Origin of the sequence: Citrobacter sp. RHB35-C21 (genome assembly GCF_013816515.1) — a bacterium.
Classification (GTDB): Bacteria; Pseudomonadota; Gammaproteobacteria; order Enterobacterales; family Enterobacteriaceae; genus Citrobacter; species Citrobacter braakii.
Genome location: NZ_CP057147.1, coordinates 401,161 through 425,245 on the forward strand (window position 1 = coordinate 401,161; position 24,085 = coordinate 425,245).

Below are 24,085 nucleotides of genomic sequence, written 5' to 3' on the forward strand. Positions count from 1 at the left end.
GAGCGAATCATGGCAGCGAAGATCCGTCGTGATGACGAAGTTATCGTGTTAACCGGCAAAGATAAAGGTAAACGCGGTAAAGTTAAGAATGTCCTGTCTTCCGGCAAGGTCATTGTTGAAGGTATCAACCTGGTTAAGAAACATCAGAAGCCGGTTCCGGCCCTGAACCAACCAGGCGGCATTGTAGAGAAAGAAGCAGCTATTCAGATCTCTAACCTTGCTATCTTCAACGCGGCAACCGGCAAGGCTGACCGTGTAGGCTTTAGATTCGAAGACGGCAAAAAAGTCCGTTTCTTTAAATCTAACAGCGAAACTATCAAGTAATTTGGAGTAGTACGATGGCGAAACTGCATGATTACTACAAAGACGAAGTAGTCGCTAAACTCATGACTGAGTTTAACTACAATTCTGTCATGCAAGTCCCTCGGGTCGAGAAGATCACCCTGAACATGGGTGTTGGTGAAGCGATCGCTGACAAGAAACTGCTGGATAACGCAGCAGCTGACCTGACAGCAATCTCCGGTCAAAAACCGCTGATCACCAAAGCACGCAAATCAGTTGCAGGCTTCAAAATCCGTCAGGGCTATCCGATCGGCTGTAAAGTAACTCTGCGTGGCGAACGCATGTGGGAGTTCTTTGAGCGCCTGATCACTATTGCTGTTCCACGTATCCGTGACTTCCGTGGCTTGTCCGCTAAGTCTTTCGACGGTCGTGGTAACTACAGCATGGGTGTCCGTGAGCAGATCATCTTCCCAGAAATCGACTACGATAAAGTCGACCGCGTGCGTGGTTTGGATATTACCATTACCACTACTGCGAAATCTGATGAAGAAGGCCGTGCTCTGCTGGCTGCCTTTGACTTCCCGTTCCGCAAGTAAGGTAGGGTTACTGAATGGCTAAGCAATCAATGAAAGCACGCGAAGTAAAGCGCGTAGCTTTAGCTGATAAGTACTTCGCAAAACGCGCTGAACTGAAAGCTATTATCTCTGATGTGAACGCGACCGACGAAGATCGTTGGAACGCAGTTCTCAAGCTGCAGTCTCTGCCGCGTGATTCCAGCCCGTCCCGTCAGCGTAACCGCTGCCGTCAAACAGGTCGTCCGCATGGCTATGTGGGCAAGTTCGGGTTGAGCCGTATCAAACTGCGTGAAGCCGCTATGCGCGGTGAAGTACCAGGCTTGAAAAAGGCTAGCTGGTAATTACCAATTGAATCACGGGAGTAAAGACAGATGAGCATGCAAGATCCGATCGCGGATATGCTGACCCGTATCCGTAACGGTCAGGCCGCGAATAAAGCTGCGGTCACCATGCCTTCCTCCAAGCTGAAAGTGGCAATTGCCAACGTGCTGAAGGAAGAAGGTTTTATTGAAGATTTTAAAGTTGAAGGCGACACCAAGCCGGAACTGGAACTTACTCTTAAGTATTTCCAGGGTAAAGCTGTTGTAGAAAGCATTCAGCGTGTCAGTCGCCCAGGTCTGCGCATTTATAAGCGTAAAGACGAGCTGCCGAAAGTTATGGCTGGCATGGGTATCGCAGTTGTTTCTACCTCTAAAGGTGTTATGACTGATCGTGCAGCGCGCCAGGCTGGTCTTGGTGGCGAAATTATCTGCTACGTAGCCTAATCGGAGGAAAAAATGTCTCGTGTTGCTAAAGCACCGGTCGTTATTCCTGCCGGCGTTGATGTAAAAATCAACGGTCAGGTTATTACGATCAAAGGTAAAAACGGCGAGCTGACTCGTACTCTCAACGATGCTGTTGCAGTAAATCATGCAGATAATGCACTGACCTTCGGTCCGCGTGATGGTTACGCAGATGGATGGGCTCAGGCTGGTACCGCGCGTGCCCTGCTGAATGCAATGGTTGTCGGTGTTACCGAAGGCTTCACTAAGAAGCTACAGCTGGTTGGTGTAGGTTATCGTGCAGCGGTTAAAGGGAATGTAGTAAACCTGGCTTTAGGTTTCTCTCACCCTGTTGACCATCAGCTGCCTGCGGGTATTACTGCAGAATGTCCGTCTCAGACTGAAATCGTGCTGAAAGGCGCTGATAAACAGCTGATCGGTCAGGTTGCAGCAGATCTGCGCGCCTACCGTCGTCCTGAGCCTTATAAAGGCAAGGGTGTTCGTTACGCCGACGAAGTCGTGCGTACCAAAGAGGCTAAGAAGAAGTAAGGTAACACTATGGATAAGAAATCTGCTCGTATCCGTCGTGCGACCCGCGCACGCCGCAAGCTCCAGGAGCTGGGCGCAACTCGCCTGGTGGTACATCGTACCCCGCGTCATATTTACGCACAGGTAATTGCACCGAACGGTTCTGAAGTTCTGGTAGCTGCTTCTACTGTAGAAAAAGCTATCGCTGAACAATTGAAGTACACCGGTAACAAAGACGCTGCTGCAGCTGTAGGTAAAGCTGTTGCTGAACGCGCTCTGGAAAAAGGCATCAAAGATGTTTCTTTTGACCGTTCCGGGTTCCAATATCATGGTCGTGTCCAGGCACTGGCAGATGCTGCCCGTGAAGCTGGCCTTCAGTTCTAAGGTAGAGGTGTAAGATGGCTCACATCGAAAAACAAGCTGGCGAACTGCAGGAAAAGCTGATCGCGGTTAACCGCGTATCTAAAACCGTTAAAGGTGGTCGTATTTTCTCCTTCACAGCTCTGACTGTAGTTGGTGATGGTAACGGTCGCGTTGGTTTTGGTTACGGTAAAGCGCGTGAAGTTCCAGCAGCGATCCAGAAAGCGATGGAAAAAGCCCGTCGCAATATGATTAACGTCGCGCTGAACCACGGCACCCTGCAGCACCCGGTTAAGGGTACTCACACGGGTTCTCGTGTATTCATGCAGCCGGCTTCCGAAGGTACCGGTATCATCGCCGGTGGTGCAATGCGCGCCGTTCTGGAAGTCGCTGGAGTTCGTAACGTTCTGGCTAAAGCGTATGGTTCTACTAACCCGATTAACGTGGTTCGTGCAACTATCGATGGCCTGGAAAATATGAAATCTCCGGAAATGGTCGCTGCCAAGCGTGGTAAATCCGTTGAAGAAATTCTGGGGAAATAAACCATGGCAAAGACTATTAAAATTACTCAAACCCGCAGTGCAATCGGTCGTCTGCCGAAACATAAGGCAACGCTGCTTGGCCTGGGTCTGCGTCGTATTGGTCACACCGTAGAGCGCGAGGATACTCCTGCTGTTCGTGGTATGGTCAACGCGGTTTCCTTCATGGTTAAAGTTGAGGAGTAAGAGATGCGTTTAAATACTCTGTCTCCGGCCGAAGGCTCTAAAAAAGCGGCTCGCCGCCTGGGTCGTGGTATCGGTTCTGGCCTCGGTAAAACCGGTGGTCGTGGTCACAAAGGTCAGAAGTCTCGTTCTGGCGGTGGCGTACGTCGCGGTTTCGAGGGTGGTCAGATGCCTCTGTACCGTCGTCTGCCGAAATTCGGCTTCACTTCACGTAAAGCAGCGATTACAGCCGAAGTTCGTCTGTCTGACCTGGCTAAAGTTGAAGGCGGTGTTGTAGACCTGAACACGCTGAAAGCAGCTAACATTATCGGTATCCAGATCGAGTTCGCGAAAGTGATTCTGGCTGGTGAAGTCACTACTCCGGTAACTGTTCGTGGCCTGCGTGTTACTAAAGGCGCTCGTGCTGCTATCGAAGCTGCTGGCGGTAAAATCGAGGAATAAGTAGCAGATGGCTAAACAACCGGGATTAGATTTTCAAAGTGCCAAAGGTGGCTTAGGCGAGCTGAAACGCAGACTGCTGTTTGTAATCGGCGCGCTGATTGTGTTCCGTATTGGCTCTTTCATTCCGATCCCTGGTATTGATGCCGCTGTACTTGCCAAACTGCTTGAGCAACAGCGAGGCACCATCATTGAAATGTTTAACATGTTCTCTGGTGGTGCTCTCAGCCGTGCTTCTATCTTTGCTCTGGGGATCATGCCGTATATTTCGGCGTCGATTATTATCCAGCTGCTGACGGTGGTTCATCCAACGCTGGCAGAAATTAAGAAAGAAGGGGAGTCTGGTCGTCGTAAGATCAGCCAGTACACCCGCTACGGTACTCTGGTGCTGGCAATATTCCAGTCGATCGGTATTGCTACCGGTCTGCCGAATATGCCTGGTATGCAGGGCCTGGTAATGAATCCAGGCTTTGCATTCTATTTCACCGCTGTTGTAAGTCTGGTTACAGGGACGATGTTCCTGATGTGGTTGGGCGAACAGATTACTGAACGTGGTATCGGCAACGGTATCTCAATCATTATCTTCGCCGGTATTGTCGCGGGACTCCCGCCAGCCATTGCCCATACTATCGAGCAAGCGCGTCAAGGCGACCTGCACTTCCTCGTGTTGCTGTTGGTTGCAGTATTAGTATTTGCAGTGACGTTCTTTGTTGTATTTGTTGAGCGTGGTCAACGCCGCATTGTGGTAAACTACGCGAAACGTCAGCAAGGTCGTCGTGTCTATGCTGCACAGAGCACACATTTACCGCTGAAAGTGAATATGGCGGGGGTAATCCCGGCAATCTTCGCTTCCAGTATTATTCTGTTCCCAGCGACCATCGCGTCATGGTTCGGGGGCGGGACTGGTTGGAACTGGCTGACAACAATTTCGCTGTATTTGCAGCCTGGGCAACCGCTTTATGTGTTACTCTATGCGTCTGCAATCATATTCTTCTGTTTCTTCTACACGGCGTTGGTTTTCAACCCGCGTGAAACAGCAGATAACCTGAAGAAGTCCGGTGCATTTGTACCAGGAATTCGTCCGGGAGAGCAAACGGCGAAGTATATCGATAAAGTAATGACCCGCCTGACTCTGGTTGGTGCGCTCTACATTACCTTTATCTGCCTGATCCCGGAGTTCATGCGTGATGCAATGAAAGTACCGTTCTACTTCGGTGGGACCTCACTGCTTATCGTTGTTGTCGTGATTATGGACTTTATGGCTCAAGTGCAAACTCTGATGATGTCAAGTCAGTACGAGTCTGCATTGAAGAAGGCGAATCTGAAAGGCTATGGCCGTTAACAGTCGCCCGAGAAGTTACGGAGAGTAAAAATGAAAGTTCGTGCTTCCGTCAAGAAATTATGCCGTAACTGCAAAATCGTTAAGCGTGATGGTGTCATCCGTGTGATTTGCAGTGCCGAGCCGAAGCATAAACAGCGCCAAGGCTGATTTATTCGCATATTTTTCTTGCAAAGTTGGGTTGAGCTGGCTAGATTAGCCAGCCAATCTTTTGTATGTCTGTGCGTTTCCATTTGAGTATCCTGAAAACGGGCTTTTCAGCATGGTGCGTACATATTAAATAGTAGGAGTGCATAGTGGCCCGTATAGCAGGCATTAACATTCCTGATCAGAAACATGCTGTGATCGCATTAACTTCGATCTACGGCGTCGGCAAGACCCGTTCTAAAGCCATTCTGGCTGCCGCGGGTATCGCTGAAGATGTTAAGATCAGTGAGCTGTCTGAAGAACAAATCGACACGCTGCGTGACGAAGTTGCCAAATTTGTCGTTGAAGGTGATCTGCGCCGTGAAGTTAGCATGAGCATCAAGCGCCTTATGGACCTTGGTTGCTATCGCGGTTTGCGTCATCGTCGTGGTCTCCCGGTTCGCGGTCAGCGTACCAAGACCAACGCACGTACCCGTAAGGGTCCGCGCAAACCGATCAAGAAATAATCGGGGTGATTGAATAATGGCAAAGGCACCAATTCGTGCACGTAAACGTGTAAGAAAACAAGTCTCTGACGGCGTGGCTCATATCCATGCTTCTTTTAACAACACCATCGTTACCATTACTGATCGTCAGGGTAACGCACTGGGTTGGGCAACAGCCGGTGGTTCCGGTTTCCGTGGTTCTCGCAAATCCACTCCGTTTGCAGCTCAGGTTGCAGCAGAGCGTTGCGCTGAAGCCGTAAAAGAATACGGTATCAAGAATCTGGAAGTTATGGTCAAAGGACCGGGTCCAGGTCGCGAATCTACTGTTCGTGCTCTGAACGCCGCTGGTTTCCGCATCACTAATATTACTGATGTGACTCCGATCCCTCATAACGGTTGTCGTCCGCCGAAAAAACGTCGCGTATAACGCTGTCGTTTCTAGGATTGTTGGAGAAAGAAAATGGCAAGATATTTGGGTCCTAAGCTCAAGCTGAGCCGTCGTGAGGGCACTGACTTATTCCTTAAGTCTGGCGTTCGCGCGATCGATACCAAGTGTAAAATTGAACAAGCTCCTGGCCAGCACGGTGCGCGTAAACCGCGTCTGTCTGACTATGGTGTGCAGTTGCGTGAAAAGCAAAAAGTTCGCCGTATCTACGGTGTGCTGGAGCGTCAGTTCCGTAACTACTACAAAGAAGCAGCACGTCTGAAAGGCAACACCGGTGAAAACCTGTTGGGTCTGCTGGAAGGTCGTCTGGACAACGTTGTATACCGTATGGGCTTCGGTGCCACTCGTGCAGAAGCACGTCAGCTGGTCAGCCATAAAGCAATTATGGTAAACGGTCGTGTTGTTAACATCGCTTCTTATCAGGTTAGTCCGAATGACGTTGTTAGCATTCGTGAGAAAGCGAAGAAGCAGTCTCGCGTGAAAGCCGCTCTGGAGCTGGCTGAGCAGCGTGAAAAGCCAACCTGGCTGGAAGTTGATGCTGGCAAGATGGAAGGTACGTTCAAGCGTAAGCCGGAGCGTTCTGATCTGTCTGCGGACATTAACGAACACCTGATCGTCGAGCTTTACTCCAAGTAAAGCTTAGTACCAAAGAGAGGACACAATGCAGGGTTCTGTGACAGAGTTTCTAAAACCGCGCCTGGTAGATATCGAGCAAGTGAGTTCGACGCACGCCAAGGTGACCCTTGAGCCTTTAGAGCGTGGCTTTGGCCATACTTTGGGTAACGCACTGCGCCGTATTCTGCTCTCATCGATGCCGGGTTGCGCGGTGACCGAGGTTGAGATTGATGGTGTACTACATGAGTACAGCACCAAAGAAGGCGTTCAGGAAGATATCCTGGAAATCCTGCTCAACCTGAAAGGGCTGGCGGTGAGAGTTCAGGGTAAAGATGACGTTATTCTTACCTTGAATAAATCTGGCATTGGCCCTGTGACTGCAGCCGACATTACCCATGATGGTGATGTCGAAATCGTCAAGCCACAGCACGTGATCTGCCACCTGACCGATGAGAATGCATCTATTAGCATGCGTATCAAAGTTCAGCGCGGTCGTGGTTATGTGCCGGCTTCTACCCGAATTCATTCGGAAGAAGATGAGCGCCCAATCGGCCGTCTGCTGGTCGACGCATGCTACAGCCCTGTAGAGCGTATTGCCTACAATGTTGAAGCAGCGCGTGTAGAACAGCGTACCGACCTGGACAAGCTGGTCATCGAAATGGAAACCAACGGCACAATCGATCCTGAAGAGGCGATTCGTCGTGCGGCAACCATTCTGGCTGAACAACTTGAAGCTTTCGTTGACTTACGTGATGTACGTCAGCCGGAAGTTAAAGAAGAGAAACCAGAATTCGATCCGATCCTGCTGCGCCCTGTTGACGATCTGGAATTGACTGTCCGCTCTGCTAACTGCCTCAAAGCAGAAGCTATCCACTATATCGGTGATCTGGTACAGCGTACTGAGGTTGAGCTTCTTAAGACGCCTAACCTTGGTAAAAAATCTCTTACTGAGATTAAAGACGTGCTGGCTTCCCGTGGACTGTCTCTGGGCATGCGCCTGGAAAACTGGCCACCGGCAAGCATCGCTGACGAGTAACCGGATCACAGGTTAAGGTTTTACTGAGAAGGATAAGGTCATGCGCCATCGTAAGAGTGGTCGTCAACTGAACCGCAACAGCAGCCATCGCCAGGCTATGTTCCGCAATATGGCAGGTTCACTGGTTCGTCATGAAATCATCAAGACGACTCTGCCGAAAGCGAAAGAGCTGCGTCGCGTAGTTGAGCCGCTGATTACTCTTGCCAAGACTGATAGCGTAGCTAATCGTCGTCTGGCATTCGCCCGCACTCGTGATAACGAGATCGTGGCAAAACTGTTTAACGAACTGGGCCCGCGTTTCGCGAGCCGCGCCGGTGGTTACACTCGCATTCTGAAGTGTGGCTTCCGTGCAGGCGACAACGCGCCGATGGCATACATCGAGCTGGTTGATCGTTCAGAGAAAACAGAAGCTGCTGCAGAGTAATCTGTAGTAACGTAAAAAAACCCGCCTCGGCGGGTTTTTTTATATCCGTCATATCCCCACTTACCTACAATATCTGTACTCTTTTTGTTCATCACTGGAGTGTTGTATGTGGTTACTGGACCAGTGGGCAGAGCGCCATATTACTGATGCGCAGTCTAAAGGTGAGTTTGATGGTTTGCCTGGTACAGGAGAACCGTTGGTTCTTGACGATGATTCCCACATTCCGCCGGAACTTCGAGCCGGATTCCGTTTATTAAAAAATGCGGGATGTTTTCCTCCTGAGCTTGAGCAGCGCAGAGAGGCAATACAACTGCTTGAAATACTTGCAGGGATCCGCAAAGATGATCCCCATTATCAGGAAGTGAGTCGAAGACTGTCACTACTGGAACTGAAACTTCGGCAGGCTGGACTCAGCACCGAGTTTTTACACGGTGAATACGCAGATAAGCTGCTGCAGAAGATCAACGACGAATAGCGGAGATAGCATGTACCGTATTGGTGAATTAGCGAAGCTGGCTGACGTGACGCCTGATACTATCCGCTACTATGAAAAGCAGCAGATGATGGAACATGAAATACGTACAGAAGGCGGGTTTCGTCTCTATACGGAAAGCGATCTTCAGCGTCTAAAGTTTATTCGCTATGCCCGTCAGCTTGGTTTCACTCTGGAATCGATCCGCGAACTGCTTTCGATCCGCATCGATCCCGAACACCATACCTGCCAGGAATCAAAAGGGATCGTCCAGGAAAGATTGCAGGAAGTGGAAGCGAGAATAGCTGAGCTTCAGGCGATGCAACGGTCGCTGCAGCGATTGAATGACGCGTGTTGTGGTAAGGCACACAGCAGCGTGTACTGCTCTATCCTTGAAGCACTTGAGCAAGGCGCCAGTGGATCACCATTAGGCTGTTGATTTATTGAACGGTCAGGTCTACACTCGCGGCGTAAATTACGACAACTGGAGGTATTATGAGTCGTTATCAGCACACTAAAGGGCAGATAAAAGATAACGCCATTGAGGCGCTTCTACATGACCCACTGTTCAGGCAGCGCGTTGAGAAAAATAAGAAAGGGAAAGGAAGTTATCTACGTAAAGGTAAACATGGTAATCGGGGTAACTGGGAGGCCAGTGGCAAGAAAGTCATTCACTTTTTTACCACTGGCCTTCTTGTTTCAGTGAGTGCTTAAGAGCGGTTATTCTGTTCTTTCAGCAGGTCACGAATTTCACTCAGCAATACTTCTTCTTTCGATGGCGCTGGCGGTGCTGCTGGCTCTTCCGCTTTTTTACGGTTCAGTTTGTTGATCAGCTTGATTGCCATAAAGATAGCAAACGCAACAATAACGAAATCAAAGATATTCTGAATAAATACACCGTAATGCATAACGACTGCCGGGATATCTCCCTGTGCATCACGTAGTGTTAAAGCAAACTGTTTAAAATCAATTCCACCAATTAACAACCCCAGCGGCGGCATGATGATATCGGCAACCAGTGATGAAACAATCTTCCCAAATGCCGCACCAATAATGACACCCACTGCCAAATCGACAACATTCCCGCGCATCGCGAATTCGCGAAATTCTTTAATAATGCTCATCTTATTCTCCCTATGCAGCTGACGTTTATAAGTTTAACAAATGTTTAGGCAATTTCCATTTATGTATTGCCTAAATAGAAATTTATTAAACCATGAAAAATAAAGGGAAATAATTTAGGCGCAGTTTCAGCGCCCAAATTATTACAGGAAGAACGGACTTGGCTGGAATAGTCGCTCGACGTCGGTAATAAACTTTTTATCTGTCAGGAACATAATTACGTGATCGCCCTGTTCAATACGCAGGTTATCATTGGCAATCATCACATCGTTACCACGCACAACGGCGCCAATAATGGTTCCTGGTGGAAGTTTAATTTCATCAATTGAGCGACCCACAACCCGTGACGTCGTTTCATCACCGTGTGCAACGGCTTCAATGGCTTCCGCGACGCCACGGCGCAGTGAAGATACACCAACAATATCCGCTTTACGCACATGACTGAGCAGCGCAGAGATGGTTGCCTGCTGCGGTGAAATCGCAATATCGATCACGCTGCCTTGCACCAGATCGACGTATGCTCTGCGTTGGATCAACACCATCACTTTCTTGGCGCCCATCCGTTTGGCAAGCATCGCCGACATGATATTCGCTTCATCATCGTTGGTTACCGCAATGAACAGATCAACCTGATCGATATGTTCTTCCGCCAGCAGCTCTTGATCCGAGGCATCACCAAAAAAGACGATCGTATTTTGCAGTTTCTCTGCAAGCTCGGATGCACGCTGTTGATTACGTTCAATCAGTTTGACGCTGTAATCTTTTTCCAGCCGCCGTGCCAGCCCGGCGCCAATATTACCACCGCCCACTAACATAATGCGTTTGTAAGGCTTTTCCAGACGCTGTAATTCGCTCATTACGGCGCGAATATGCTGCGAGGCCGCGATGAAGAAAACTTCATCACCCGCTTCAACAATGGTAGAACCTTGCGGACGGATCGGTCGGTCATGACGGAAAATTGCCGCAACGCGGGTATCGATGTGCGGCATATGCTCACGCATTGTCGACAGCGCATTACCAATCAGCGGCCCACCGTAATAGGCTTTCACCACGGCCAAGCTGACTTTTCCTTCTGCAAAATTCACTACCTGCAATGCGCCCGGATATTCAATCAGGCGATAAATGCTATCGATAACCAGTTGCTCAGGCGCAATCAGGTGATCGATAGGCACCGCATCAGATTGAAATAGCTTGTCCGCATCACGAACGTAATCCGGTGAACGAATACGAGCGATACGATTAGGCGTGTTAAACAGTGAATAAGCTACCTGGCAGGCAACCATATTTGTTTCATCTGAGCTGGTTACGGCAACCAGCATATCGGCATCGTCAGCACCGGCTTCACGTAGAACGCGGGGATGCGAACCATGCCCTTGCACGACACGGAGATCAAACTTGTCCTGTAGGCTACGCAGGCGCTCACCATTGGTATCGACTACCGTGATATCGTTGTTCTCTCCGACCAGGTTTTCAGCCAGCGTACCGCCAACTTGCCCTGCGCCCAGAATGATAATTTTCATCAGTCGCGACCCGTTATCTCATCACTTTTTGATTAGCTTAGCGTAAAAGAAGCCATCACCATCTTCCGCACTCGGTAAATTCTGACGTCCAGGTTTTTCCGGCGTACCAGTGACGCTTAATACCGCATCTGGCGTGCGCGCAAGGAAGGCGGCAATTTGCTGTTGGTTTTCTTCTGGCAGGATAGAGCAGGTTGCATAAACCAGCGTGCCGCCAGGTTTAAGATGTGGCCAGGTTGCATACAGGATTTCAGCCTGCAACTGGGCAAGTTCAGCAATATCCCGGTCGCGACGCAGCCATTTGATATCCGGATGGCGACGGATCACTCCGGTGGCAGAACACGGAGCGTCCAGCAAAATACGGTCAAACTGTTGTTCACCGCACCACTGCTGTGGATAGCGGCCATCACCCTGTTTTACGGTTGCCTTCATACCCAGACGTTTTAGATTGTCGAAAACGCGCGATAAGCGTTTTTCATCAACATCGACAGCCATTACGTTAGCGTGCGGAGCAACTTCCAGAATGTGAGTGGTTTTGCCCCCCGGCGCACAGCATAGGTCGAGGATCTGTTCACCGTCCTCCGGCAACAGATAGTTTATGCATCCTTGAGCGGAAGCATCCTGGACGGTTACCCAGCCTTCATCAAAACCTGGGAGGGCGTGCACAGGAGCTGGCGTTTCCAGACGCACTGCATCCGGGTAATCTGGATGCGGGAAACCGGTTAATCCCGCTTCGGTCAGCAGGTCCAGCCAGGCATCGCGCGTATGATGGTTACGATTGACACGTAACCACATCGGCGGTCGCTGGTTATTGGCTTCAAGAATGGCTTCCCACTGCTGCGGATAAGCGGTCTTAATACGTTTCACCAGCCAGGAGGGGTGTAAGAAACGTAAATCGCTTTGAGAGAATTCAGCCAGTAGCTCTTCTTGACGGCGCTGAAACTGGCGCAGCACGCCGTTGATCAGCCCTTTAAGCTGCGGACGCTTAATAACGACTGCACCTTCTACGGTCTCTGCCAAAGCAGCATGCGGTGGAATACGAGTATGCAGCAGTTGGTAGAAGCCCACCATGATCAGATAGTGAACAGTGCGCTGTTTGCCCGTCATTGGACGTTCCATCAACTGCTGGATCATCCACTCCAGTTGGGAGAGTGTACGCAACACGCCGAAGCAAAGCTCCTGCAACAGTGCTTTGTCTTTATCGGCAACTTTTTGCTGCATGGCGGGCAGCACGTTGCTTAATGATTGTCCCTTTTCGACAACCTGTTCGACGGCCTGGGCCGCCATACTGCGTAAATTAAGATGTTTTTTCATAAGCGCAAAAATAAAAATACCCGGAGATACCGGGCTTAAAGAGATGAACCGTCATACCAGACGGTTACCGGGTACAAACCATTCCCGGCGCGAATTAAGCAGATCCTGCGCGCTCATGGCTTTTTTACCGGCAGGTTGCAAAGAGACGAGATTCAGGATGCCGTCGCCCGTTGCGACCTGGATACCCTGTTTTGTCGCCTCAAGAATAGTGCCTGGTGCGGCCTGTGTGTTCGCTGTAATAACCGTAGCTTGCCAGACTTTCACTGGCTGGCTGTCGATTTCAAGCCAACTCATTGGCCACGGGTTAAAGGCGCGGATGCAGCGTTCCAACTGAGCGGCTGAAAGCGACCAGTCGATACGGGCCTCTTCTTTGCTGAGTTTTTCTGCATGCGTAACCAGTGATTCATCTTGTACAACGGGTTTTATGGTGCCAGTCGCCAGCTGTTTTAGCGTTTCAATCAGCCCCTGAGGTCCTAAATCTGCCAGCTTATCGTATAACGAACCGCTGGTATCTTCTGCAGTTATCGGGCAGGACAGCTTAAGCAGCATATCACCGGTGTCGAGGCCAACATCCATCTGCATGATGGTCACACCAGTTTCGGCGTCGCCTGCCCACAGTGAGCGCTGGATTGGGGCTGCGCCACGCCAGCGTGGAAGCAGGGAACCGTGAACGTTGATACAACCCAGACGCGGCATTTCCAGTACGGCTTTTGGCAGAATCAGACCATATGCTACCACCACCATCACGTCTGCGCGTAAATCAGCAACCAGCTGCTGGTTTTCCTGAGGACGAAGAGAGACGGGTTGGAAGACCGGTATCCCTTTTTCTTCCGCCAGCACTTTTACCGGGCTGGGCATCAGCTTTTTACCGCGTCCCGCTGGGCGGTCCGGTTGGGTAAACACGCCAACGACGTTATGTCCAGAAGACAACAGCGCGTCGAGATGACGCGCTGCAAAGTCAGGTGTACCCGCAAAAATAATACGTAGTGAGTCTGACACGTTGATTCTTGTCCTTAAGCTCGGGCGTTCAGGCGGTCGAGTTTTTCAACTTTCTGACGAATGCGTTGTTGCTTCAACGGAGACAGATAATCGATAAACAGTTTACCGACCAGGTGATCCATTTCATGTTGAATGCAGATAGCCAGCAGGCCATCGGCTTCCAGTTCAAAAGATTTGCCGTTGCGATCGAGCGCACGAATTTTTACTTTCTCTGCGCGCGGTACTAACGCACGCTGTTCGGGGATAGACAGGCAGCCTTCTTCAATACCTGTTTCGCCGTCTTTTTCCAGCAGCTCTGGGTTAATGAGTACCAACTGCTCGTCGCGATTTTCAGAGACATCAATAACAATGATGCGCTGATGAATATCGACCTGAGTTGCTGCCAGACCGATACCTTCTTCGGCGTACATCGTCTCGAACATATCATCAACGATACGCTGAATTTCTGCATTCACTTCTTCGACCGGTTTTGCGACTTTGCGAAGGCGCTCGTCCGGAATATGTAACACTTGCAAAACTGACATAGTTATCCAGAGTTGTGTTCAGGAGTTGAAAAGATTATTACCTCTATTCTAGACAAAACCCCCTCTGATTGACAGCATCAGTGACCAATCGCAAAGATTGTCAGGACTGCTTGTGGCAGGGGAACAGGGATGACCAAAATCGAAATTTGGCTACGTTTAGCACAAGTGAATGAACTGTATGGTGATGAGATGGTGCGCGTTGCCCACTGGCTCAATACTCAGCCATGTATTAACAACGTGGTACTTCATCATGCTGGGCTCTCCCCCCGCCAGGCTCGGCGCTTTTTAACCTTTCCAGATCAGACGCTGGAAAAAACGCTGCGCTGGCTTGAACAGCCCAATCACCATTTTGTGGTTGCCGACAGCGAGCATTATCCGGCACAGCTCCGTGCAATTGAGGATTATCCTGGGGTGCTTTTTGTGGCAGGAAATCCCATATGCCTTAGCTCGTTTCAGGTTGCCGTCGTCGGTAGCCGACAGCACTCCTGGTATGGCGAACGCTGGGGGCGTTTGTTTTGTGAAAAGCTTGCAGCATGCGGCGTGACGATCACCAGCGGCCTGGCCCGGGGGATTGATGGTGTGGCGCACAATGCTGCGATAAACCGAGAGGGCACGAGTATTGCGGTGCTGGGAAATGGGCTTGAGACCATTCATCCACGACAGCATGTCAGTCTGGCTAAACGACTGATTGAGGCTGGAGGCGCACTGGTGTCTGAGTTCCCATTAGATACGCTTCCTTTGCCGCGCAATTTTCCCCGACGAAATCGCATTATTAGTGGTCTAAGTAAAGGAGTCCTGGTTGTAGAAGCTGCTCAGCGTAGCGGGTCACTGGTCACTGCGCGTTGCGCACTGGAACAAGGGCGGGAGGTTTTTGCGTTGCCTGGACCGATTGGGAGTCCGGGAAGTGAAGGTCCACATTGGCTTATTCAGCAGGGAGCCACGCTTGTGACGGCCCCAGAAGAAATTCTGGAAAATTTGCAATATGGGCTGCAATGGTTGCCAGATGAACCTGAAAAATCAATTTATTCGCCAGATCACGAAGAGGTGGCATTGCCATTTCCGGAGCTCCTGGCTAACGTAGGAGATGAGGTAACACCTGTTGACGTCGTCGCTGAACGTGCCGGCCAACCTGTGCCAGAGGTAGTGGCTCAACTGCTCGAACTGGAGTTAGCAGGATGGATCGCAGCTGTACCCGGCGGCTATGTCCGATTGAGGAGGGCATGCCATGTTCGACGTACTAATGTATTTGTTTGAGACATATATCCATAACGAAGCTGAGCTGCGTGTGGATCAGGACAAACTGGAACGGGATCTTACCGACGCTGGTTTTGATCGTGAAGACATCTACAACGCGTTACTTTGGCTGGAAAAGCTTGCTGATTATCAGGATGGTCTTGCCGAACCTATGCAGCTGGCATCTGATCCTCTTTCTATACGTATTTATACCGCAGAAGAGTGCGATCGACTGGATGCAAGCTGTAGAGGGTTCCTGCTATTCCTGGAACAGATTCAGGTGCTAAACCTCGAAACACGAGAAATGGTCATTGAGCGCGTACTCGCGCTGGATACGGCAGAGTTCGATCTGGAAGATCTGAAGTGGGTGATCCTGATGGTGCTTTTCAATATTCCAGGTTGTGAAAATGCCTATCAGCAAATGGAAGAATTACTCTTTGAAGTGAATGAAGGTATGCTGCATTAATCAATCTTCATTCAGTATGAGTTGTTATGGCTAAATCAGCACTGTTTACGGTGCGTAAAAACGAGCCCTGCCCACAATGTGGGGCTGAACTGGTTATTCGTTCCGGGAAACACGGTCCGTTTCTCGGTTGTTCACACTATCCAGAATGCGATTACATCCGTCCGCTGAAATCTTCCGCGGACGGACATATTGTCAAAGTTCTGGAGGGTAAGCTTTGTCCTGCATGTGGCGCCGAGCTGGTGCTGAGACAGGGAAGATTCGGGATGTTTATTGGATGCAGCGATTATCCAACGTGTGAACACACCGAACTTATCGACAAGCCAGATGAAACAGCAATAGTTTGTCCTCAATGCCAGACTGGCCACCTGGTCCAGCGGCGTTCCCGTTATGGCAAAACGTTTTACTCCTGCGATCGCTATCCGGAGTGCCAGTTTGTCATTAACTTCAAACCGTTAGCCGGAGAGTGTCCTGAGTGCCATTATCCGCTACTCATCGAAAAGAAAACCGCGCAGGGTGTGAAGCATTTCTGTGCCAGTAAACAATGTGGAAAGCCGTTCTCGGCGGAATAAAAAAGTGAATAATAACCTGCCCACAGGCCCTATCGCTGCTGCGATAGCGGTTCTGAAACAAGAAAAAGTCATCGCCTATCCAACAGAAGCTGTATTTGGTGTCGGCTGCGATCCCGACAGCGAAACGGCTGTTACCCGTCTGTTGGCGCTAAAACAACGCCCAGTCGATAAAGGCTTAATTTTGATTGCGGCAAATTTTGACCAGCTCAAGCCCTATATTGACGATAGCACGCTTTCAGATGCTCAACGTGAGGCTGTGTTCGCTCGCTGGCCTGGTCCTGTCACCTTCGTTTTCCCTGCGCCCGCGACTACGCCTCGTTGGTTGACCGGTCGTTTTGACTCGCTGGCCGTGCGAGTCACCGATCATCCGCTGGTGGTTGCATTGTGCCAGGCTTATGGCAAACCGTTAGTCTCCACCAGTGCTAATTTGAGTGGCTTACCGCCTTGCAGAACGGTAGAGGAAGTCCGCGCGCAGTTTGGTACAGACTTTCCCGTAGTTGAAGGGGAGACCGGAGGGCGTTTGAATCCTTCGGAGATCCGTGATGCTCTGACCGGTGAACAGTTTCGACAGGGGTAATATGAAAGAAGCCTATGCTGTTTTTGGTAATCCGATAGCGCACAGTAAATCGCCCTTTATTCATCAGCAATTTGCAGAGCAGTTGAAAATTGATCATTCCTATGGACGTGTACTGGCACCTATCAATGATTTTGTGAATACGCTGAATGCCTTTTTTGCTGAAGGCGGGAAGGGGGCAAATGTCACTGTGCCTTTTAAGGAAGAGGCGTTTGCGCGTGCCGATGAATTAACGGAGCGGGCATCGCTTGCTGGAGCGGTCAATACTCTTAAACGACTTGAGGATGGGCGTTTACTGGGAGATAACACGGATGGTATCGGCTTATTAAGCGATCTTGAACGTTTATCTTTCATTCGCCCCGGATCGCGAGTTCTGTTGGTTGGCGCCGGTGGCGCATCCCGTGGGGTTTTATTACCTCTTCTTTCTCTGGATTGTGCGGTAACCATCGTTAACCGTACTGCTTCGCGCGCAGAAGAACTGGCACAAATCTTCTCCCATACCGGCAGTGTGCAGGCGGTGGGAATGGACGAGCTTGATAATTACAGTTTTGATTTAATTATTAATGCAACATCCAGCGGAATTAGCGGTGAGGTACCTGCCATTCCGACATCGCTTATCGACTCCTCTGTCTATTGCTATGACATGTTTTATCAGCAAGGGAATACACCGTTCCTTTCCTGGTGTGCTGAACATGGGGCGAAACAGTATGCCGATGGTCTGGGGATGCTGGTGGGACAAGCAGCGCACGCCGTTTTACTCTGGCATGGTGTATTGCCACAGATTGAGCCCGTCATCAAAAGCATGCAACAGGAAATGTCGGAATGAATCAGGCGATCCAGTTTCCCGATCGAGAAGAATGGCGGACGGATATTAGCGCCGTTGTTTTCCCGGCGTTGGTCCATGGTATGCAGTTAACATGTGCTATATCAGGAGAAACGTTGGCGTCCCGCTTTGGCGGCTGCACGTCTGAACAATGCTTGGAAACCTTTCAACAGCATCGCTGGGACCTGGAAGAAGAGGCCGAAGCATTGATCCAGGACCAGCAGGAAGACTCTCAGGGTTGGGTTTGGTTACTCTGATTTAAATACTCATCTTTCCATTTAACGTAGTTGTTAGCAGAGTATTTTAAGCCTGCTTTCTCTTCGTCACTTAATGGCCGGATCTGTTTAACCGGACTACCCAGGTACAGATATCCACTCTCCAGGCGTTTGTTTTGCGGCACCAGGCTTCCTGCCCCAATCATAACGTCGTCTTCTACCACTACGCCGTCCAGTAGAATTGATCCCATACCGACCAATACGCGGTTGCCAATGATGCAGCCGTGTAGCATGACTTTATGACCGACCGTCACATCATCACCCACGATCAAAGGATTACCTTGCGGATTAGATGTGGATTTATGTGTGACATGGAGAACGCTGCCGTCCTGAATGTTTGTACGGGCGCCGATTTGTACATAGTTGACGTCGCCACGAATCGCAACCAACGGCCAAATTCCGACGTCATCAGCCAAACGAGTATCACCAATGACGACGCTACTGGTGTCGATCATCACGCGTTTTCCGATCTGTGGGAAAAGATCCTTATAAGGACGTAATACATCAGACATGTTTACCTCAATGAAAATAGAGCAGTAATGAAGACTTTGGTTGGATTATTGAGACTGTGCAAGTGATTTAGCTATCAAAAATCAGCCAAATTGCGCAGGAATATAGCGAAAGGGGTGAAAAACAAGCACTCAGCAAAAAAGATCCAAAAAATACTTGTGCTAAAAAATGGGATCCCTATAATGCGCCTCCATCGACACGGCGGATGTGAATCACTTCACGCAAACAGCCGGTTCGGTTGAAGAGAAAAACCTGAAAATGAGGTTGACTCTGAAAGAGGAAAGCGTAATATACGCCACCTCGCGACAGAGCGCTAAAGCGCGTCGCAACTGCTCTTTAACAATTTATCAGACAATCTGTGTGGGCACTCGAAGATACGGATTCTTAACGTCGCAAGACGAAAAATGAATACCAAGTCTCTGAGTGAACACGTAATTCATTACGAAGTTTAATTCACGAGCATCAAACTTAAATTGAAGAGTTTGATCATGGCTCAGATTGAACGCTGGCGGCAGGCCTAACACATGCAAGTCGAACGGTAGCACAGAGGAGCTTGCTCCTTGGGTGACGAGTGGCGGACGGGTGAGTAATGTCTGGGAAACTGCCCGATGGAGGGGGATAACTACTGGAAACGGTAGCTAATACCGCATAACGTCGCAAGACCAAAGAGGGGGACCTTCGGGCCTCTTGCCATCGGATGTGCCCAGATGGGATTAGCTAGTAGGTGGGGTAACGGCTCACCTAGGCGACGATCCCTAGCTGGTCTGAGAGGATGACCAGCCACACTGGAACTGAGACACGGTCCAGACTCCTACGGGAGGCAGCAGTGGGGAATATTGCACAATGGGCGCAAGCCTGATGCAGCCATGCCGCGTGTATGAAGAAGGCCTTCGGGTTGTAAAGTACTTTCAGCGAGGAGGAAGGTGTTGTGGTTAATAACCGCAGCAATTGACGTTACTCGCAGAAGAAGCACCGGCTAACTCCGTGCCAGCAGCCGCGGTAATACGGAGGGTGCAAGCGTTAATCGGAATTACTGGGCGTAAAGCGCACGCAGGCGGTCTGTCAAGTCGGATGTGAAATCCCCGGGCTCAACCTGGGAACTGCATCCGAAACTGGCAGGCTAGAGTCTTGTAGAGGGGGGTAGAATTCCAGGTGTAGCGGTGAAATGCGTAGAGATCTGGAGGAATACCGGTGGCGAAGGCGGCCCCCTGGACAAAGACTGACGCTCAGGTGCGAAAGCGTGGGGAGCAAACAGGATTAGATACCCTGGTAGTCCACGCCGTAAACGATGTCGACTTGGAGGTTGTGCCCTTGAGGCGTGGCTTCCGGAGCTAACGCGTTAAGTCGACCGCCTGGGGAGTACGGCCGCAAGGTTAAAACTCAAATGAATTGACGGGGGCCCGCACAAGCGGTGGAGCATGTGGTTTAATTCGATGCAACGCGAAGAACCTTACCTACTCTTGACATCCAGAGAAGTTTGCAGAGATGCGAACGTGCCTTCGGGAACTCTGAGACAGGTGCTGCATGGCTGTCGTCAGCTCGTGTTGTGAAATGTTGGGTTAAGTCCCGCAACGAGCGCAACCCTTATCCTTTGTTGCCAGCGATTCGGTCGGGAACTCAAAGGAGACTGCCAGTGATAAACTGGAGGAAGGTGGGGATGACGTCAAGTCATCATGGCCCTTACGAGTAGGGCTACACACGTGCTACAATGGCATATACAAAGAGAAGCGACCTCGCGAGAGCAAGCGGACCTCATAAAGTATGTCGTAGTCCGGATTGGAGTCTGCAACTCGACTCCATGAAGTCGGAATCGCTAGTAATCGTGGATCAGAATGCCACGGTGAATACGTTCCCGGGCCTTGTACACACCGCCCGTCACACCATGGGAGTGGGTTGCAAAAGAAGTAGGTAGCTTAACCTTCGGGAGGGCGCTTACCACTTTGTGATTCATGACTGGGGTGAAGTCGTAACAAGGTAACCGTAGGGGAACCTGCGGTTGGATCACCTCCTTACCTTAAAGAAACGTTCTTTGTAGTGCTCACACAGATTGTCTGATGAAAATTAGCAGTAAGAAAATCTCTGCAGGCTTGTAGCTCAGGTGGTTAGAGCGCACCCCTGATAAGGGTGAGGTCGGTGGTTCAAGTCCACTCAGGCCTACCAAATTCGCCTCCGTGCTGTGTTACGGCGATGCTCGCATACTTCAGTATGCTTCGCACCACCGCGCCTTGCCCGGAAACGAATTAGGGTACAGAGATTAGCATTTACGATGGGGTTATAGCTCAGCTGGGAGAGCGCCTGCCTTGCACGCAGGAGGTCTGCGGTTCGATCCCGCATAGCTCCACCATCCTTTACTGCAAAAACACAAGAAAACTTCAGAGTGTACCTGAAAAGGTTCACTGCGAAGTTTTGCTCTTTAAAAATCTGGATCAAGCTGAAAATTGAAACGACACACTGTTTCATTTCTCCGTAAACAAGAAATGAAAAGCGGTGTGTTCGAGTCTCTCAAATTTTCGCAACACTGAAGTGTTTTACGAAACATCTTCGGGTTGTGAGGTTAAGCGACTAAGCGTACACGGTGGATGCCCTGGCAGTCAGAGGCGATGAAGGACGTGCTAATCTGCGATAAGCGTCGGTAAGGTGATATGAACCGTTATAACCGGCGATTTCCGAATGGGGAAACCCAGTGTGATTCGTCACACTATCATTGCGTGAATACATAGCGTAATGAAGCGAACCGGGGGAACTGAAACATCTAAGTACCCCGAGGAAAAGAAATCAACCGAGATTCCCCCAGTAGCGGCGAGCGAACGGGGAGCAGCCCAGAGTCTGAATCAGCATGTGTGGTAGTGGAACGGTCTGGAAAGTCCGACGGTACAGGGTGATAGTCCCGTACACAAAAGTGCATGTGTTGTGAACTCGAAGAGTAGGGCGGGACACGTGGTATCCTGTCTGAATATGGGGGGACCATCCTCCAAGGCTAAATACTCCTGACTGACCGATAGTGAACCAGTACCGTGAGGGAAAGGCGAAAAGAACCCCGGCGAGGGGAGTGAAAAAGAACCTGAAACCGTGTACGTACAAGCAGTGGGAGCCTCTTTATGGGGTGACTGCGTACCTTTTGTATAATGGGTCAGCGACTTATATTCTGTAGCAAGGTTAACCGAATAGGGGAGCCGAAGGGAAACCGAGTCTTAACTGGGCGTTAAGTTGCAGGGTATAGACCCGAAACCCGGTGATCTAGCCATGGGCAGGTTGAAGGTTGGGTAACACTAACTGGAGGACCGAACCGACTAATGTTGAAAAATTAGCGGATGACTTGTGGCTGGGGGTGAAAGGCCAATCAAACCGGGAGATAGCTGGTTCTCCCCGAAAGCTATTTAGGTAGCGCCTCGTGAACTCATCTTCGGGGGTAGAGCACTGTTTCGGCTAGGGGGTCATCCCGACTTACCAACCCGATGCAAACTGCGAATACCGAAGAATGTTATCACGGGAGACACACGGCGGGTGCTAACGTCCGTCGTGAAGAGGGAAACAACCCAGACCGCCAGCTAAGGTCCCAAAGTCATGGTTAAGTGGGAAACGATGTGGGAAGGCACAGACAGCCAGGATGTTGGCTTAGAAGCAGCCATCATTTAAAGAAAGCGTAATAGCTCACTGGTCGAGTCGGCCTGCGCGGAAGATGTAACGGGGCTAAACCATGCACCGAAGCTGCGGCAGCGACACTATGTGTTGTTGGGTAGGGGAGCGTTCTGTAAGCCGTTGAAGGTGTGCTGTGAGGCATGCTGGAGGTATCAGAAGTGCGAATGCTGACATAAGTAACGATAATGCGGGTGAAAAACCCGCACGCCGGAAGACCAAGGGTTCCTGTCCAACGTTAATCGGGGCAGGGTGAGTCGACCCCTAAGGCGAGGCCGAAAGGCGTAGTCGATGGGAAACAGGTTAATATTCCTGTACTTGGTGTTACTGCGAAGGGGGGACGGAGAAGGCTATGTTAGCCGGGCGACGGTTGTCCCGGTTTAAGCATGTAGGCGGAGATTCCAGGTAAATCCGGAGTCTTGTTAACGCTGAGGTGTGATGACGAGGCACTACGGTGCTGAAGTAACAAATGCCCTGCTTCCAGGAAAAGCCTCTAAGCATCAGGTAACACAAAATCGTACCCCAAACCGACACAGGTGGTCAGGTAGAGAATACCAAGGCGCTTGAGAGAACTCGGGTGAAGGAACTAGGCAAAATGGTGCCGTAACTTCGGGAGAAGGCACGCTGATATGTAGGTGAAGTGATTTACTCATGGAGCTGAAATCAGTCGAAGATACCAGCTGGCTGCAACTGTTTATTAAAAACACAGCACTGTGCAAACACGAAAGTGGACGTATACGGTGTGACGCCTGCCCGGTGCCGGAAGGTTAATTGATGGGGTTATCCGTAAGGAGAAGCTCTTGATCGAAGCCCCGGTAAACGGCGGCCGTAACTATAACGGTCCTAAGGTAGCGAAATTCCTTGTCGGGTAAGTTCCGACCTGCACGAATGGCGTAATGATGGCCAGGCTGTCTCCACCCGAGACTCAGTGAAATTGAACTCGCTGTGAAGATGCAGTGTACCCGCGGCAAGACGGAAAGACCCCGTGAACCTTTACTATAGCTTGACACTGAACACTGGTCCTTGATGTGTAGGATAGGTGGGAGGCTTTGAAGTGTGGACGCCAGTCTGCATGGAGCCAACCTTGAAATACCACCCTTTAATGGCTGGTGTTCTAACGTAGACCCGTGATCCGGGTTGCGGACAGTGTCTGGTGGGTAGTTTGACTGGGGCGGTCTCCTCCTAAAGAGTAACGGAGGAGCACGAAGGTTAGCTAATCCTGGTCGGACATCAGGAGGTTAGTGCAAAGGCATAAGCTAGCTTGACTGCGAGAGTGACGGCTCGAGCAGGTGCGAAAGCAGGTCTTAGTGATCCGGTGGTTCTGAATGGAAGGGCCATCGCTCAACGGATAAAAGGTACTCCGGGGATAACAGGCTGATACCGCCCAAGAGTTCATATCGACGGCGGTGTTTGGCACCTCGATGTCGGCTCATCACATCCTGGGGCTGAAGTAGGTCCCAAGGGTATGGCTGTTCGCCATTTAAAGTGGTACGCGAGCTGGGTTTAGAACGTCGTGAGACAGTTCGGTCCCTATCTGCCGTGGGCGCTGGAGAATTGAGGGGGGCTGCTCCTAGTACGAGAGGACCGGAGTGGACGCATCACTGGTGTTCGGGTTGTCATGCCAATGGCATTGCCCGGTAGCTAAATGCGGAAGAGATAAGTGCTGAAAGCATCTAAGCACGAAACTTGCCCCGAGATGAGTTCTCCCTGACCCTTTAAGGGTCCTGAAGGAACGTTGAAGACGACGACGTTGATAGGTCGGGTGTGTAAGCGTAGCGATACGTTGAGCTAACCGATACTAATGAACCGTGAGGCTTAACCTTACAACGCCGAAGATGTTTTGGCGAAGAGACACGATATTCAGCTTGATTACAGATTACATCGACATGCGAAA

At 50.4% G+C, this 24,085-nt stretch carries 31 protein-coding genes, 2 tRNA genes and 2 rRNA genes; 29 read left to right on the top strand and 6 right to left on the bottom strand.

Annotation, left to right across the window (positions count from 1 at the left end):
* Positions 1-9: 9 nt before the first annotated feature.
* The 19 genes from rplX to arfA all read left to right on the top strand — a co-directional run bounded on the left by rplX (position 10) and on the right by arfA (position 9,343).
* Positions 10-324 carry a 50S ribosomal protein L24 gene (gene rplX / locus HVZ39_RS01920; RefSeq protein WP_003031122.1) on the top strand — a complete coding sequence of 105 codons (315 nt, stop codon included), beginning with the start codon at positions 10-12 and terminating at the stop codon, positions 322-324.
* A gap of 14 nt (positions 325-338) precedes the next feature.
* A complete protein-coding gene (gene rplE, locus HVZ39_RS01925) occupies positions 339-878 on the top strand; it encodes a 50S ribosomal protein L5 (protein WP_003031123.1) in 540 nt (179 codons plus the stop codon).
* 14 nt (positions 879-892) lie between these two features.
* Positions 893-1,198 carry a 30S ribosomal protein S14 gene (rpsN, locus tag HVZ39_RS01930; protein WP_003031125.1) on the top strand — a complete coding sequence of 102 codons (306 nt, stop codon included), beginning with the start codon at positions 893-895 and terminating at the stop codon, positions 1,196-1,198.
* 30 nt (positions 1,199-1,228) lie between these two features.
* Positions 1,229-1,621, top strand: coding sequence for a 30S ribosomal protein S8 (gene rpsH, locus HVZ39_RS01935; protein WP_003031127.1), 393 nt, complete (start codon positions 1,229-1,231; stop codon positions 1,619-1,621).
* A gap of 12 nt (positions 1,622-1,633) precedes the next feature.
* The gene (gene rplF / locus HVZ39_RS01940; protein WP_003031129.1) at positions 1,634-2,167 is read left to right on the top strand and encodes a 50S ribosomal protein L6; all 534 of its coding nucleotides are present in this window, start codon (positions 1,634-1,636) and stop codon (positions 2,165-2,167) included.
* 9 nt (positions 2,168-2,176) lie between these two features.
* Entirely contained in the window at positions 2,177-2,530 is a 354-nt protein-coding gene (gene rplR, locus HVZ39_RS01945; RefSeq protein ID WP_000358960.1) for a 50S ribosomal protein L18, read from the top strand.
* A 14-nt stretch (positions 2,531-2,544) separates the two neighbouring features.
* The gene (gene rpsE, locus HVZ39_RS01950; protein ID WP_003031131.1) at positions 2,545-3,048 is read left to right on the top strand and encodes a 30S ribosomal protein S5; all 504 of its coding nucleotides are present in this window, start codon (positions 2,545-2,547) and stop codon (positions 3,046-3,048) included.
* 3 nt (positions 3,049-3,051) lie between these two features.
* Positions 3,052-3,231, top strand: a complete 180-nt coding sequence (rpmD, locus tag HVZ39_RS01955; RefSeq protein WP_001140434.1) for a 50S ribosomal protein L30 — start codon at positions 3,052-3,054, stop codon at positions 3,229-3,231.
* Positions 3,232-3,234: 3 nt separating this feature from the next.
* Positions 3,235-3,669 (top strand): 50S ribosomal protein L15, encoded by a 435-nt coding sequence (gene rplO, locus HVZ39_RS01960; protein ID WP_003031132.1) that lies wholly within the window; start codon positions 3,235-3,237, stop codon positions 3,667-3,669.
* Positions 3,670-3,676: 7 nt separating this feature from the next.
* Positions 3,677-5,008, top strand: coding sequence for a preprotein translocase subunit SecY (gene secY / locus HVZ39_RS01965; protein WP_001118864.1), 1,332 nt, complete (start codon positions 3,677-3,679; stop codon positions 5,006-5,008).
* A gap of 30 nt (positions 5,009-5,038) precedes the next feature.
* Positions 5,039-5,155, top strand: a complete 117-nt coding sequence (gene rpmJ / locus HVZ39_RS01970; protein WP_000868187.1) for a 50S ribosomal protein L36 — start codon at positions 5,039-5,041, stop codon at positions 5,153-5,155.
* A 146-nt stretch (positions 5,156-5,301) separates the two neighbouring features.
* On the top strand, positions 5,302-5,658 hold the full coding sequence (gene rpsM, locus HVZ39_RS01975; RefSeq protein WP_003031135.1) for a 30S ribosomal protein S13: 357 nt from the start codon (positions 5,302-5,304) through the stop codon (positions 5,656-5,658).
* A gap of 16 nt (positions 5,659-5,674) precedes the next feature.
* Positions 5,675-6,064, top strand: coding sequence for a 30S ribosomal protein S11 (gene rpsK, locus HVZ39_RS01980; protein ID WP_003031137.1), 390 nt, complete (start codon positions 5,675-5,677; stop codon positions 6,062-6,064).
* Positions 6,065-6,097: 33 nt separating this feature from the next.
* A complete protein-coding gene (gene rpsD / locus HVZ39_RS01985) occupies positions 6,098-6,718 on the top strand; it encodes a 30S ribosomal protein S4 (RefSeq protein ID WP_003031138.1) in 621 nt (206 codons plus the stop codon).
* A 25-nt stretch (positions 6,719-6,743) separates the two neighbouring features.
* Positions 6,744-7,733, top strand: a complete 990-nt coding sequence (gene rpoA / locus HVZ39_RS01990) for a DNA-directed RNA polymerase subunit alpha (RefSeq protein WP_003031139.1) — start codon at positions 6,744-6,746, stop codon at positions 7,731-7,733.
* A gap of 40 nt (positions 7,734-7,773) precedes the next feature.
* Entirely contained in the window at positions 7,774-8,157 is a 384-nt protein-coding gene (rplQ, locus tag HVZ39_RS01995) for a 50S ribosomal protein L17 (protein WP_001216370.1), read from the top strand.
* Positions 8,158-8,263: 106 nt separating this feature from the next.
* The gene (locus tag HVZ39_RS02000; RefSeq protein WP_181633175.1) at positions 8,264-8,632 is read left to right on the top strand and encodes a DUF1992 domain-containing protein; all 369 of its coding nucleotides are present in this window, start codon (positions 8,264-8,266) and stop codon (positions 8,630-8,632) included.
* A gap of 10 nt (positions 8,633-8,642) precedes the next feature.
* Positions 8,643-9,068, top strand: coding sequence for a Zn(2+)-responsive transcriptional regulator (gene zntR / locus HVZ39_RS02005; protein ID WP_104652294.1), 426 nt, complete (start codon positions 8,643-8,645; stop codon positions 9,066-9,068).
* Between the two features lie 56 nt (positions 9,069-9,124).
* On the top strand, positions 9,125-9,343 hold the full coding sequence (arfA, locus tag HVZ39_RS02010) for an alternative ribosome-rescue factor ArfA (protein ID WP_016157605.1): 219 nt from the start codon (positions 9,125-9,127) through the stop codon (positions 9,341-9,343).
* On the opposite strand, the gene mscL is transcribed toward arfA, so the two are convergent.
* From mscL to def, 5 genes are all read right to left on the bottom strand, one after another.
* Positions 9,340-9,753 (bottom strand): large-conductance mechanosensitive channel protein MscL, encoded by a 414-nt coding sequence (gene mscL / locus HVZ39_RS02015; RefSeq protein WP_016154742.1) that lies wholly within the window; start codon positions 9,751-9,753, stop codon positions 9,340-9,342. The genes arfA and mscL overlap by 4 nt on opposite strands.
* A gap of 141 nt (positions 9,754-9,894) precedes the next feature.
* The gene (trkA, locus tag HVZ39_RS02020) at positions 9,895-11,271 is read right to left on the bottom strand and encodes a Trk system potassium transporter TrkA (protein WP_003031153.1); all 1,377 of its coding nucleotides are present in this window, start codon (positions 11,269-11,271) and stop codon (positions 9,895-9,897) included.
* A 21-nt stretch (positions 11,272-11,292) separates the two neighbouring features.
* Positions 11,293-12,582 (bottom strand): 16S rRNA (cytosine(967)-C(5))-methyltransferase RsmB, encoded by a 1,290-nt coding sequence (gene rsmB, locus HVZ39_RS02025; RefSeq protein WP_181633176.1) that lies wholly within the window; start codon positions 12,580-12,582, stop codon positions 11,293-11,295.
* A gap of 51 nt (positions 12,583-12,633) precedes the next feature.
* On the bottom strand, positions 12,634-13,581 hold the full coding sequence (gene fmt / locus HVZ39_RS02030; protein ID WP_181633177.1) for a methionyl-tRNA formyltransferase: 948 nt from the start codon (positions 13,579-13,581) through the stop codon (positions 12,634-12,636).
* A gap of 14 nt (positions 13,582-13,595) precedes the next feature.
* Positions 13,596-14,105 (bottom strand): peptide deformylase, encoded by a 510-nt coding sequence (gene def, locus HVZ39_RS02035; RefSeq protein WP_003031159.1) that lies wholly within the window; start codon positions 14,103-14,105, stop codon positions 13,596-13,598.
* A gap of 129 nt (positions 14,106-14,234) precedes the next feature.
* Between def and dprA the strand changes: the two genes are divergently transcribed.
* The 6 genes from dprA to HVZ39_RS02065 are packed head-to-tail and all read left to right on the top strand — an operon-like array spanning position 14,235 to position 18,027.
* The gene (dprA, locus tag HVZ39_RS02040) at positions 14,235-15,359 is read left to right on the top strand and encodes a DNA-protecting protein DprA (RefSeq protein ID WP_047358918.1); all 1,125 of its coding nucleotides are present in this window, start codon (positions 14,235-14,237) and stop codon (positions 15,357-15,359) included.
* A complete protein-coding gene (gene smg / locus HVZ39_RS02045) occupies positions 15,331-15,804 on the top strand; it encodes a DUF494 family protein Smg (RefSeq protein WP_003031162.1) in 474 nt (157 codons plus the stop codon). The genes dprA and smg overlap by 29 nt, the downstream gene beginning before the upstream one ends.
* A 26-nt stretch (positions 15,805-15,830) precedes the next feature.
* A complete protein-coding gene (locus HVZ39_RS02050) occupies positions 15,831-16,373 on the top strand; it encodes a type I DNA topoisomerase (RefSeq protein ID WP_016154737.1) in 543 nt (180 codons plus the stop codon).
* A 4-nt stretch (positions 16,374-16,377) separates the two neighbouring features.
* The gene (gene tsaC / locus HVZ39_RS02055) at positions 16,378-16,950 is read left to right on the top strand and encodes an L-threonylcarbamoyladenylate synthase type 1 TsaC (protein ID WP_019078184.1); all 573 of its coding nucleotides are present in this window, start codon (positions 16,378-16,380) and stop codon (positions 16,948-16,950) included.
* Position 16,951: 1 nt separating this feature from the next.
* Positions 16,952-17,773, top strand: a complete 822-nt coding sequence (gene aroE / locus HVZ39_RS02060) for a shikimate dehydrogenase (RefSeq protein WP_181633178.1) — start codon at positions 16,952-16,954, stop codon at positions 17,771-17,773.
* Positions 17,770-18,027, top strand: a complete 258-nt coding sequence (locus HVZ39_RS02065) for a DUF1488 domain-containing protein (RefSeq protein WP_131380197.1) — start codon at positions 17,770-17,772, stop codon at positions 18,025-18,027. The genes aroE and HVZ39_RS02065 overlap by 4 nt, the downstream gene beginning before the upstream one ends.
* Here the strand turns inward: HVZ39_RS02065 and HVZ39_RS02070 are convergent.
* On the bottom strand, positions 18,003-18,557 hold the full coding sequence (locus HVZ39_RS02070) for a gamma carbonic anhydrase family protein (RefSeq protein WP_181547229.1): 555 nt from the start codon (positions 18,555-18,557) through the stop codon (positions 18,003-18,005). The two genes, HVZ39_RS02065 and HVZ39_RS02070, sit on opposite strands and share 25 nt — an antisense overlap.
* A 468-nt stretch (positions 18,558-19,025) precedes the next feature.
* Between HVZ39_RS02070 and HVZ39_RS02075 the strand changes: the two genes are divergently transcribed.
* From HVZ39_RS02075 to HVZ39_RS02090, 4 genes are all read left to right on the top strand, one after another.
* Positions 19,026-20,567 (top strand): 16S ribosomal RNA (locus HVZ39_RS02075).
* A 71-nt stretch (positions 20,568-20,638) separates the two neighbouring features.
* Positions 20,639-20,715, top strand: a tRNA-Ile gene (locus HVZ39_RS02080).
* Positions 20,716-20,823: 108 nt separating this feature from the next.
* A tRNA-Ala gene (locus tag HVZ39_RS02085) sits at positions 20,824-20,899 on the top strand.
* A gap of 208 nt (positions 20,900-21,107) precedes the next feature.
* Positions 21,108-24,014 (top strand): 23S ribosomal RNA (locus tag HVZ39_RS02090).
* Together the 16S and 23S rRNA genes with 2 tRNA genes alongside form the textbook arrangement of a ribosomal RNA operon.
* Positions 24,015-24,085: the final 71 nt, after the last annotated feature.